The 10,757-nt window shown below is 74.1% G+C and carries 10 protein-coding genes; 5 read left to right on the top strand and 5 right to left on the bottom strand.

The window, feature by feature from the left end; all coding sequences use genetic code 11:
• Both VIU94_RS37825 and VIU94_RS37820 read left to right on the top strand, forming a co-directional pair.
• A partial coding sequence (locus VIU94_RS37825; protein ID WP_331918969.1) for a streptophobe family protein occupies window positions 1–1,292 on the top strand: 1,292 nt, incomplete at its 5' end.
• Between the two features lie 30 nt (window positions 1,293–1,322).
• Window positions 1,323–1,835 (top strand): hypothetical protein, encoded by a 513-nt coding sequence (locus tag VIU94_RS37820; protein ID WP_331918967.1) that lies wholly within the window; start codon window positions 1,323–1,325, stop codon window positions 1,833–1,835.
• An 18-nt stretch (window positions 1,836–1,853) separates the two neighbouring features.
• Here the strand turns inward: VIU94_RS37820 and VIU94_RS37815 are convergent, their stop codons facing one another.
• From VIU94_RS37815 to VIU94_RS37805, 3 genes are read right to left on the bottom strand one after another with little or no spacing between them, the layout of a single operon-like run.
• Window positions 1,854–2,873 carry a serine/threonine-protein kinase gene (locus VIU94_RS37815; protein WP_331918965.1) on the bottom strand — a complete coding sequence of 340 codons (1,020 nt, stop codon included), beginning with the start codon at window positions 2,871–2,873 and terminating at the stop codon, window positions 1,854–1,856.
• Window positions 2,873–3,760, bottom strand: coding sequence for a hypothetical protein (locus VIU94_RS37810; protein WP_331918963.1), 888 nt, complete (start codon window positions 3,758–3,760; stop codon window positions 2,873–2,875). Before VIU94_RS37810 ends, VIU94_RS37815 begins: the two co-directional genes overlap by 1 nt.
• Window positions 3,761–3,767: 7 nt before the next feature.
• Window positions 3,768–6,422 carry an FHA domain-containing protein gene (locus tag VIU94_RS37805; RefSeq protein WP_331918961.1) on the bottom strand — a complete coding sequence of 885 codons (2,655 nt, stop codon included), beginning with the start codon at window positions 6,420–6,422 and terminating at the stop codon, window positions 3,768–3,770.
• Window positions 6,423–6,511: 89 nt separating this feature from the next.
• Here VIU94_RS37805 and VIU94_RS37800 point away from each other — a divergent pair, with 89 nt between their 5' ends.
• Window positions 6,512–7,147, top strand: a complete 636-nt coding sequence (locus VIU94_RS37800; protein WP_331918959.1) for a TetR/AcrR family transcriptional regulator — start codon at window positions 6,512–6,514, stop codon at window positions 7,145–7,147.
• 9 nt (window positions 7,148–7,156) lie between these two features.
• Here the strand turns inward: VIU94_RS37800 and VIU94_RS37795 are convergent, their stop codons facing one another.
• Together VIU94_RS37795 and VIU94_RS37790 are read right to left on the bottom strand one after the other, a co-directional pair.
• The gene (locus tag VIU94_RS37795; RefSeq protein ID WP_331918957.1) at window positions 7,157–8,227 is read right to left on the bottom strand and encodes a DUF2867 domain-containing protein; all 1,071 of its coding nucleotides are present in this window, start codon (window positions 8,225–8,227) and stop codon (window positions 7,157–7,159) included.
• Window positions 8,224–8,892 (bottom strand): TetR/AcrR family transcriptional regulator, encoded by a 669-nt coding sequence (locus tag VIU94_RS37790; RefSeq protein ID WP_331918955.1) that lies wholly within the window; start codon window positions 8,890–8,892, stop codon window positions 8,224–8,226. The genes VIU94_RS37795 and VIU94_RS37790 overlap by 4 nt, the downstream gene beginning before the upstream one ends.
• Before the next feature lie 104 nt (window positions 8,893–8,996).
• On the opposite strand from VIU94_RS37790, the gene VIU94_RS37785 reads away from it, so the two are divergent.
• Both VIU94_RS37785 and VIU94_RS37780 read left to right on the top strand, forming a co-directional pair.
• Window positions 8,997–9,665: a ThuA domain-containing protein gene (locus VIU94_RS37785; RefSeq protein WP_331918953.1), complete on the top strand. Its 669-nt coding sequence runs from the start codon at window positions 8,997–8,999 to the stop codon at window positions 9,663–9,665.
• Window positions 9,666–9,764: 99 nt separating this feature from the next.
• On the top strand, window positions 9,765–10,757 hold a 993-nt coding region (locus tag VIU94_RS37780; RefSeq protein ID WP_331918951.1), incomplete at its 3' end, for a M28 family peptidase.

Genomic DNA, 10,757 nt, shown 5'->3' with positions numbered 1-10,757 from the left:
GCGGCGCGCCGGCCGGCGCGGGGCACGTCGCCCGCGACTGGCTCGACGCCCTCCTCGCCGTCCTCGCGGGAATCCTCGCCATGGCCGTGATCGCGGCGCTCGGCCTGTGGGCCGCGGGCGCCGACGAGCTGCCGGGCGGCGGCTTCCCCAGCGTCGTCGCGGCCGTCGTCATCATGGGCGCGGGCGGCCGGATCGAATTCTCCGGAGACGCCGGGGCGCTCGCCGGCACTCAGGCCGAACTCATCGCGATGCCGCTCAGCATCACCCTCGTCGGCGCGCTGGTCACCGGTGCCGTCTTCCTGCGCCCACTGCGCCACCACGCGGTGGCGAGCACCCGCGAGCTGCTGGCCCGCGTCGGCCGCACGGCCGTGCTGTGGCTCGCCGCGCTCGCCGGCGTGTCCGCCCTGGCCCGGCACGACTTCCCCATCACGGCCCCCACGGGCGGGGACCCGGTCACCGACATCTTCGGGGAGCTCCTGGAAGCCACCGACCCGTCCGTGGGCTTCCGCACCGAGCTCGGACCGACGCTCGGCTACGGGCTGCTGTGGATCCTCGGCGTGCTCCTCGTGGCCCTGCTCGTCTCCCGCGGCGCGCCGCTGCCGACCAGGATCGTCCGGTACCACGCGGCCGTGCGGCCCGCCGCCTCCGCGATGCTGCTCCTGGTGCTCGCGTACGTCGTCATCGGCCTGGTCATCGGGATCGTCGTGGCGGCCACCCGCGGCCATGCCCCCGAGACCCTCGCGGTGATTCTGCTCGGCCTGCCCAACGTCAGTTGGCTGGCCCTGGGCGTCGGGATCGGCGGGTCCTGGGACGGCAAGGTCGACGGCCCGTTCGGCCTCCCCATGCCGCACATCCTCGACGAGGTGCTGCGCGGCCGGCAGACCGCCACGCTCGACGTCTCCTCGCTCGCCGAGCAGGACGCCCGCGCCTGGTGGCTGATCCCGATCGCGGCCGTACTCCTGATCGCCGCCGCCTTCGTCATGGCGGCCCGCTCCCCGGCCGGGGTCCGGCTCTGGCAGCACGCCCTCCACTGCGGCATCGCCTTCGCCCTCACCCTCCTCGTCGTCGCACCGCTCACCCATGTCTCCGCCCACTTCGGCCTGTCGGTCCTCGGCATCGGCGACATCGAGGGCTTCGGCGGCGAGGTCGTGCTCGACCCGCACGTCTGGCGGATGGCCGGCCTCGCCCTCCTGTGGGGGCTCGTGGCCGGCTTCCTCGGCGCCCTGCTCGCCGTCCCCGTCCACCGCCGCGGCGAAATGCCCCAGGAGACGACCCGCGGCCGGTCCGGCTAGGCGGCGGTCCGAGAGCTGCTGGAGGCCAGAATGTCCCGAACCGCGGACGCCGCGGCCCGGAGGGCCGAGCGGCGCGAGCACGCCGACTACACCGGCGCCGTCTACGGATCGATGCTCGCGGCTTCCGTCGTCGTCGGCGCCGGCAGCCTGGGCGATTTCCCGCGCCTGGAGCTCATCCTGCTGCTTCTGCTCACCGGCGGGGTGTTCTGGATCGCGCACGTGCACGCGATGCTGTTCGGCGAGCGGCTGGCGCAGCGTTCCCTGAACCGCCGGATCGTGCTGCGTGCCTGCCGGGACGAGTGGCCGATCGTCAAAGCGGCGATTCCGCCCGCCGTGGCGGTGGCGGTCAGCCCGCTCCTGGGCCTGGACATGCCCGGGACCTTCTGGCTGGCGCTCGGGGTAGCGATCACCGGTCAGGTCGGCTGGTCCGTCGCCGCCGCCCGCCGGGCCGGAGCCGCATGGCGCGAGGTCGCCATCACCGCCACCGTCAACCTGCTGCTCGGCATGCTGATCGTCGCCTTCAAGCTGCTGCTGAAGCACTGACCCCGCAGGAGACCGACGTCAGCCGGGGCTCCTCTCCGGCCGCTCCACGACGCCCCGGAACACCGGCAGCGCCCAGCGCGGCGGTTCGGGCGGTGGCTGGGGGCGTTGGGGGGTGCTGCTGGGGCCGGTGGGCTTCGCGGGGGCGGGCGTGCCGGTCTCCAGGGCAGCGCGGAGGGCGAAGACGAACTCCAGGCACGTGGCGTACCGCTCCTCCGGAGCCTTCGCGAGGGCCTTGGCCATGACGGCGTCCGCCGCCTCGGGCAGGCCGGGTCGCTCTTCCGACAGCGGGGGCGGCGGATCGTACTGGTGCGCCCAGAGCAGGGCCATGTCGTCGTCGCGGCGGAACGGGGGCGCGCCGGTCAGCGTCTCGAACACCACGCAGCCCAGGCTGTACACGTCGCACCGGCCGTCCACCGGGCGGCCCGCGATCTGCTCCGGCGCCACGTAGTCCAGCGTGCCCACGAACTGCCCCACCGTCGTGATCCCGGTCAGCGAGAGGGACTTCTTCGTCAGGCCGAAGTCCGCGAGGTACACGTGCTCCGGGTGCTCGCTGTCGGTGCCCTCCGCCACCAGGATGTTGCCCGGCTTCACGTCCCGGTGGACCAGGTCGTGCGCGTGCGCCGCGTCCAGCGCCGACGCCACCTGCACCGCGATCCGCGCGGCCGTCGCCGGCGGCAGCGGCCCCTCGCGGTCCAGGACGGCCCGCAGGTCCTGCCCGGGGACGTACCGCATCGCGATGTACAGCACGCCCTCCGTCTCGCCCGCCTCGAAGACCGGCACGATGTGCGGATGATCGAGCGCGGCCGCCACCCGCGACTCGTGCGCGAAGCGCTTGCGGAACGTGTCGTTGCGGGCCAGCTCGGGGGCGAGCAGCTTCAGCGCGACCGTGCGGTCCAGGCGGAGGTCCTGCGCCCGGTACACCACGGCCATGCCGCCGCGCCCGATCTCGCCCTGCACCAGATAGCCCGCGATCTTCTTGCCCAGCAGGCCGGTGTCCCGGCCGGCGGGCAGGTCCGCGTCCCGCGTCGCGCCGGGCATCAGCCCTCACCCGCCTTGTCCGTCTCCCCGGGGTCCACAGGCTCTGCCACCTGCGTCGCGTCCGGCGCGCCGGCCGGTGGCGTCACCTGCGGTACGACCTGCGTCGCCTCCGGCGGCCCGGCCGGTGGTGCCACGTGGGGTACGACCTGCGTCGCCTCCGGCGGCCCGGCCGCTTCCGGCGGCTCCGGCACCACCTGTGTCGGCGCGGGGGCGGCCTCCGGGACCACCTGTGTCGGCGCGGGGGCGGCCTCCGGCACCACCTGTGTCGGCGCGGGGACGGCCTCCGGGACCACCTGGGTCGGGGCGTGCCCGGCAGCCGCCTCCGGCCCGGGCTCCGGGGCCGCCGCCACCGGGCGGCCCGACGCCGCGTACGTGGCGAGCGCGGCGCCGTCGCAGTACACCCAGCGCTCGTGCTCCGCGTCGAACAGCCACAGCGACTCGCCGTCCACCACCATCCCCACCCGCAGCCCCCGCGTCCGCCGCCGGAACGTCTCCCCGTCCGAGCGGCCCGCCGCCAGCTCCTCCGCCGCCCGCCGGAACCGCCCCAGCGAGTCCTCCGCACGGGCGATCAGCGGGCGCGGGTCGGCCGTCCTGGCCGGCGGCTGACCGGCTGCCGGCGGGTCCTGCGGCACGGTGATCAGCAGCCGCCCGTCCACCCAGGCCGACCAGCCGTTGGAGCACACGATCTGCCCCCAGTCCCCGACCCGGTCCACCAGCTGCACCGGCAGGAACGCGTCCAGCGGATCGGTCGGCAGCGACGGATCCGGCGCCTCCCAGGCGGGCAGCCCCTCGCGCGGCACCACATGGGTCGGACGGAAGTCCGGCAGAACCGGTGGGAGGGAGGAGTCGGAGGAGACGGACGGGACAGGAGTGCCGGGGTAGCCCATGGGCGGCCTACTTTCGCATGATCACGGGTTCGCGCCGGCGGAGCAGCCACGCCACCGTCACGCCGAGGACGACGCAGATCGCCACGAGCATCCCCATGTCGAGCAGCCACGCGCCCGCCGTGTGCGCCATCAGCGGGTCCGCGGTCTTCTCGTTCGGCGCGACCTTCCCGATGTCGATGGTCGCGCCCATCGCCGCGAAGGCCCACCGCGACGGAACCAGCCACGCCAGCTGTTCGAGCACCGCCGTCCCGCGCACGGTCAGCAGCCCGCCGCAGAACACCACCTGCACGATGGCGATCAGGACGAGCAGCGGCATCGTCACCTCCTCCTTGCGGACGAGCGCGGAGACGAACAGGCCCAGCATCATCGCGGTGAACGACAGCAGCGCCACGGCCAGCGTGATCTCGATCAGCGGCGGCATCAGCACACCCTTGCCGTCCGGCACGTTCAGCGGCACGCCGACGAGCGCGACCAGCGTCAGGACCACCGCCTGTACCACCGTGATCACGCCGAGGACGACGACCTTCGACATGAGATAGGCGGAACGCGACAGGCCGACGGCTCTCTCCCGGCGGTAGATGGTCCGCTCCTTCACGAGCTCGCGGACCGCGTTCGCCGAACCCGTGAGCACGCCGCCCACACACAGGATGAGCAGCACGTTCATCGTGGACTCGGGGCCCAGACTGCCCTCCGACAACGCCCGCGCCATCGCGCCCATCACGAACGGCAGCGCGACCATGACGACCAGGAAGGTCCGGTCGGCGCTGAGCGCGGCCGCGTACCGGCGCACCAGCGTCCGCAGCTGCGCGCCCCAGCTCTGCGCCTTCGGCGGCGCGGTGGGCGGCGCGGCGGCGCCTTGGGCGCCCTCGGGGAGCTGGGGCCGTTCCATCGCGTCCGCGACGTACTGCCGGTGGAACTGTGACGTCCGGTACTGGCCGGCCCAGTCGCGGTCACGGTCGGCCTCGAACGACTCGAAGGCCTCCGGCCACTGGTCGAACCCGAAGAATCCGAGGCTGTCGGCGGGCGGCCCGTAGTACGCGATCCGGCCGCCCGGGGCCATGACGAGGAGCCGGTCGCACACGTCGAGGCTGAGCACGCTGTGCGTGACGACGATGACCGTGCGGCCGTCGTCGGCGAGCCCGCGCAGCATGTGCATCACGGAGCGGTCCATGCCCGGGTCAAGCCCGGACGTCGGCTCGTCCAGGAACAGCAGCGACGGCTTCGTCAGCAGTTCGAGCGCCACGCTCACCCGCTTGCGCTGCCCGCCCGACAGACTGTGGATCGGCTGGTCCGCACGCTGCTCCAGGCCGAGTTCGGCGATGACCTCGTCGACCCGGGCGCGCCGCTCGTCGCGCCGGGTGTCCTCGGGGAACCGCAGTTCGGCGGCGTACCCGAGGGCGCGGCGCACGGTCAGCTGCAGGTGCAGGATGTCGTCCTGCGGCACGAGTCCGATGCGCTGGCGCAGCTCGGCGTAGTCGCGGTACAGGTCGCGGCCGTCGTACAGGACGGTCCCGTGGTCGGCGGGCCGCTGACCGGTCAGCGCGTTGAGCAGGGTCGACTTTCCCGCGCCGCTCGGGCCGACGACGGCCAGCAGGGTCTTCTGCCCGACCGGGAAGGACACGTCGTCGAGGAGGGTCTTGCGGCCCTGGTCGACGGTGACGGCCAGCTCCTGCACGTCGAGCGAGACCTCGCCGGTGTCGGTGAACTCGACGAGTTGGTCGCCGATGAGGCAGAACGCGGAGTGGCCGATGCCGACGATGTCGGCCGAGGTCACGCGCGCGCGGCTGACCGGACGGCCATTGAGGTACGTGCCGTTGTGGCTGCCGACGTCGTAGATCCAGTACGTGCCGTCCGGGTGGGCCCGCAGTTCGGCGTGGCGCCGCGAGACCACCAGATCGTCGACGACCAGGTCGTTGTCCGCACCTCGACCGATCCGCACGGTCCGCGTCGGCAGCGGCCGGACCGAGGTCGGCTGCCGGAAGGTCCCGGTCGCTCCGGGGAGGGAGACGGAGGAGGGGCGGGGTGGGGTGGGGGAGGGGGCGGGCTCGGCGGCGTACGGCTGGGGCGGGGTCGGCTCGGCAGGGTGGGGCGCGGGCTCCGGGCGGTACGGCTCGGGGGCCGCGGGCTCCGCGGCGTACGGCTCCGGCTCGGGCGGGTGAGGCGTCGGGGGCGTCGGCTCCGCGACGTACGGCTCCTGGGCCTGCGGCTCCGCCTGGGCGTACGGCTCCGACACGTACGGCTGCGGCTCCTCGGGCGTCGGCTCCGCGACGTACGGCTGAGGGGGCGCCGGCTCCGCCCGGTCCCCAGCCCGGTCGGGCGTCGGAGGCGGAGGGGGCGCCGGTGCGTACCCGGACAGCACCGCTCGGGGCCCGTCGTCCGGGTGGCCGAAGCGGAGCACCGTGCCCGGGCCGACCTCGCCGGTGCGGACCCGGCGGCCGGCCGCGTACGTCCCGTTCGTGCTGGCCTCGTCCTCCAGAGTCCAGTGGTCCCCGTCGGCACGCAGCACCGCGTGGTGCCACGACGCGCGGGCGTCGGCGAGCACGATGTCGCTGGTGGGGTCGCGCCCGATGCGATAGACCCGGCTCGGACTCATGACGGTCAGGTCCCCATTGATCTCGAGGACCAGCTCGGGTGCGGCGGGCACGACGGGCCGCTCTCCCATGCGTGAATTTTATCTTCCGGGTCCGATCCGTGCCTGGGAGAGCCGCCGGTATCGTGGGCCGCCGCGCCGGCGGAGACGAGGAGGGCACCGTGCCGAAACGGATGACGGGGCGGCGGCCCCGTACCCGCGCCGCGCTCCTGAAAGCCGCCCTGGAGACCTTCGCGGAGCAGGGCTACCACGCCTCCTCCATCGAGCAGATCTGCGAGCGCGCCGGGTTCACCCGAGGGGCCTTCTACTCGAACTTCAGCAGCAAGGACGAGCTCTTCCTCGCGCTGTTCGACGAGCACAGCGAGCGCACCGTCGCCCGGCTCGCCCGGGCCGTGGACGAGCTGGAGCCCGAGGACCTCACCCTCCACGGCCTCGCCGCGCTCGCCGCCCGGATCGAGCCGGACGAGCGGGACTGGTACCTGGTCACCACCGAGTTCACGCTGTACGCGATCCGGGACCGGCAGGCCGCGTGGGTGCTCGCCCGCCACGACGCCCGGCTGCGGGCGGAGATCGCCCGCGGCCTGACCTCGGTGCTGCGCCGCGCGGGCCGCGAACTCACCGTGGACGCCGACCGGTTCGCCCGGCTGCTGGTCGCCCTGCGGGAGGGCGGCCTGGCACAGAGCTACGTCGAGCCGGACGAACTCCCGCCGGGCGCACTGGAGAAGGACTTCCTGCCGCCGCTGCTCGCCGCCCTCACCGCGCCGCTCGATCGAACCGATCCGGATCCGGCGCCCTGATCAGGCGCATCAGCGTGACGGTGCGGGATGCAGTACCCGGTGTGCGTCGCGCAGGAGGTCCGGGGCGAGCCGGCGGTGTATCGCGGCCAGCGGCGGCCAGACGCGGGCCGCGGCCGGGCGGAGATAGCGGACGGCCGTGGCCAGGGAGACGCTGTCCTCGCTCACCTCGACCACGAGGTGGCCGGTCAGCATCCAGGAGCGGGCCTCGAGCCGGATCGAGCCCTCGCGGCGCTCGGCGATCCGCCACCCGGCCACGAGCTCCGCTGACGTGCCCCGGCGCAGCCGGAGACCGAGGAGCACCCGCCAGACGAACTGGCCCTGGAGGCCCGCGACGTCGTGGAACAGGGCGCGGGCCCATTGCTCCGGCGAGCGGTGGGCGGCGTCCGGCGTGGTGAGGACGAAGACGTCGGCGTAGCCGGTGCCGGCCGGGGCGAGCGTGCGGATCTCCCCGGGTACCTCACGCAGTTGACGGACGGTCGGCTCCGGCGCGGTGTCCTCGGCCGGCGTGTTCTCCCGCCATCCGCGCCGGATCATCCGCATCAGGGCCGGGTAGACGATCAGGATCCGGAAGGGCGCGACGGCCGCCATGTACGCGCGGCCGAGGAGGCCGTTCGGCTTCACGAGGACGGTCATCTCGCCGCGGTGGCCGCCGGTTCCGTCCGGGACCCAGCCGAGGTGCAGCACGGTGTGCACGGTCCGGTTGGCGCTCTCGGCCGCCCACTCGGTCCCAGTGCGGTAGACGGACGTGAACGGCAGCGACGGCATGTCCGGCCCGTGGGGGCCCTCGCGCAGGTCCTCCGGCAGGTGCGCGCGGAGCGACGGCACCCGCGATCCGACACCCGAACCGCTCTTGTCCAGGCCCAGGACCCGCCCCAGCCACAGGCGGACCGCGAACAGGAGGCGGGCGACTCCGGAGAACGGGTTGGGGCCGTCGTCCCGGGTGAACCAGTCCACGAGCAGCGGGAGGTCGTCGGGGCCGCCGGGGGTGGGCAGGGCCCAGACGTCCTCGACCCGGAAGTCCGGGGCGATCTCGTGCATGCGCCACGGGCGCGAGGTGTACGCGGTCGGCGGGATCCTCATGCGCGGTCCTTCGTCCGGTGCGGGAGGTCGGGGTGGAGCCCCAGCACGCCGAAGGCGACGCGCTCGGCGAGCAGTTCGTCGTGCGGCGCCCGGCCCGCCAGGGCGGCGACGGCTCCTTCGAGGGCGCCGACGAAGGCGAGGGCGAGCGTGTCGGCCGGCGGGCCGGGCGGGATCGCTCCCGCCGCCCGCCCGGCCTCGACGAGGCGGCGGCAGTCGGTGACGAGCGAGTCGTACGCCGCCTCCACCGCGCGCCCCACGGGGTGGTCCTGTCCGCCGAGTTCCAGCCGCAGCGCCATCGCCATGCGGGCGATGTCGCGCCGGCAGAAGACGGCATGCCCGCGTGCCATGGCCAGCAGTGCCGCGACGGGCTCCCGCTCACGCTCGACGAGGACGCCCACCTCCTGCTCCCAGGTGGCGAGCACCCATTCGAGGGCGGCCAGGGTCAGATCCTGCTTGTCCTTGAACTGGTGGTACAGGGCGCCCCGGGTGTACCCGGCGGAGCGGGCGACCTGCTCAAGCACGAGGTTGCCGTAGCCGTGGCGGGACAGGCCGCGGGCCGCGGACTCCAGCAGCGCAGCACGGCTCTGAGCGCTGCGCTCGGCGTGTCCGGAGCGGCGCGGCGAGGCCCCCGGCCCAGGCGTCTCCTTCTCTTTACGTACATGCATGTATGTATGTTATCGCAGCCTGACCGGGCGAAGGGGCTTGTGGCCCTCGGCTGTCGCTGACTACGGTCGGACGGAAAGCGCTTGCCTGAAAGGGAGTTCGCCGCGTGCCGACCTCGGACGTCCTCGTCTACACCCGCACCGCCGGCTACCGCCACGACTCCATCCCGGCGGGCGCGGACGCGCTCGTCGCGCTGGCGAAGGAGGGCGGGTTCGCGGCGGAGGCGACGGACGACCCCGAGGCGTTCACGCACGAGCGGCTCGCACGGTGCGCGGCGGTGGTCTTCCTCTCCACCACCGGGCCCGTCCTCACGGACCCGGGCCGTGCGGCCCTGGAGGCGCACGTACGGGGCGGCGGCGGGTTCCTGGCCGTCCACGCGGCGGCCAACGCCGAGCCGGACTGGCCCTTCTACGGCGACCTGCTCGGCACCCGCTTCGCGGGACACCCGCCGCTCCAGCCCGGCCTGGTCCATGTGGAGGACCCCGCGCACCCGGCGACCGCGCACCTGCCCGGCACGTGGGCCTGGACCGACGAGTGGTACGACTTCACCGCGCACCCGCGCGACGTGGGCGTCCACGTCCTGCTGCGCGCCGACGAGTCCACGTACACCGGCGGCACGCACGGCGCGGACCATCCACTCTCCTGGTGCCACGACAAGGCCGGCGGCCGCTTCTTCTTCACCGCCCTGGGCCACACCCCTCAGTCGTACGCGACCCCCGCCTTCCGCGCCCACCTCGCCGGCGCCCTGCACTGGGCGACGGGCCGCAGGAGCTGACGGGCAGGCGTCGGCGTCGTACCGCATCATCGAGGGAAGCCGGCTGTTGCGATCGCCGAAGGCGAAGGCGGTGAGACCGTGGACCCGGACGGTGAAGCCGTGGACCTCGGGCCCGACGTCCCCGCGCTCGTACGGGAACTGACCCGGCGGGCCGACCCGCTGCGGCTCCGGCAGGACGTGGAGTTCCTCGCCGACCGGCCGCGCAGTCGGACCCGTGCCCCCGAGGCCATGCTGCGTGCCGAGGCCCATGTGACGAGGGAACTGGTCGCCGCGGGCTGGCGGACCGACCGGCAGCCGTTCGGGGTGCGGTGGCGACTGGGCTGCACCGACCGCTGCACCGATCGCGCGGAGGTGTTCAAACTCCGCTTGCACCGGCGACTGACCGGCGCGAACCTCCTGGCCCGGCTGCCGGGAGGCGGCGACGGCCCCTCCGTGATCGTCGGGGCGCACCTGGACACCGTCGCCGACAGCCCCGGCGCCGACGACAACGCCTCCGGGGTCGCCGCCCTGTTGGAGGTCGCGCGCCTCCTCGGCGGTCTGCCCCGGCCACCGGCGGTCACCCTCGTCTTCTTCGACATGGAGGAGCTGGGAATGATCGGCTCCCGGGTCGCCGCGCGCAGGTTCCGTCGCACCCAGCAGGTCACGGGCATGATCTGCCTCGAGTCGGTCGGCTTCTTCGCGACGGATCCGGGGACCCAGTCGATGCCCGTCGGGTTCGCCGCGGCCTTTCCCGGCGCGGCCGCCGAGGTCCGCTCGTCCGGGCGGCGAGGCGACTTCACCCTGGTGGTCCACCGGCGCTCGACGCAGGCGGCCGCCTCGCTGTGGCGACGGGCGGCGGGGGCCACGGAGCCCCCGCTCCCCGTCATCACCCTGCGCGACCCACGTCCGGACGGCCCTCTGGGCCCCCTCGTCGGCCTCGCGGCGCCGCCCCTGATCCACCTCGGCCGCAGCGACCACGCGTCCTTCTGGCAGGTGGGGATTCCCGCCCTGATGCTCACCGGCACGGCGAACTTCCGGAACCCCCACTACCATCGCCCGACCGACACCCCGGACACGCTCGACTACGCGCGGCTCACGGCGGTCGCCGTGGCG

It is taken from the genome of Streptomyces sp. (genome assembly GCF_036566765.1).
In the GTDB taxonomy this organism is placed as follows: Bacteria; Actinomycetota; Actinomycetes; order Streptomycetales; family Streptomycetaceae; genus Streptomyces.
This window is presented reverse-complemented; position numbering and strand designations above follow the sequence as displayed.

Coding starts and splice junctions, on each gene's coding strand:
- VIU94_RS37820 (WP_331918967.1), top strand. CDS start 1,323: ATGTCCCGAACCGCGGACGCCGCGGCCCGGAGGGCCGAGCGGCGCGAG.
- VIU94_RS37815 (WP_331918965.1), bottom strand. CDS start 2,873: ATGCCCGGCGCGACGCGGGACGCGGACCTGCCCGCCGGCCGGGACACC.
- VIU94_RS37810 (WP_331918963.1), bottom strand. CDS start 3,760: ATGGGCTACCCCGGCACTCCTGTCCCGTCCGTCTCCTCCGACTCCTCC.
- VIU94_RS37805 (WP_331918961.1), bottom strand. CDS start 6,422: ATGGGAGAGCGGCCCGTCGTGCCCGCCGCACCCGAGCTGGTCCTCGAG.
- VIU94_RS37795 (WP_331918957.1), bottom strand. CDS start 8,227: ATGAGGATCCCGCCGACCGCGTACACCTCGCGCCCGTGGCGCATGCAC.
- VIU94_RS37790 (WP_331918955.1), bottom strand. CDS start 8,892: ATGCATGTACGTAAAGAGAAGGAGACGCCTGGGCCGGGGGCCTCGCCG.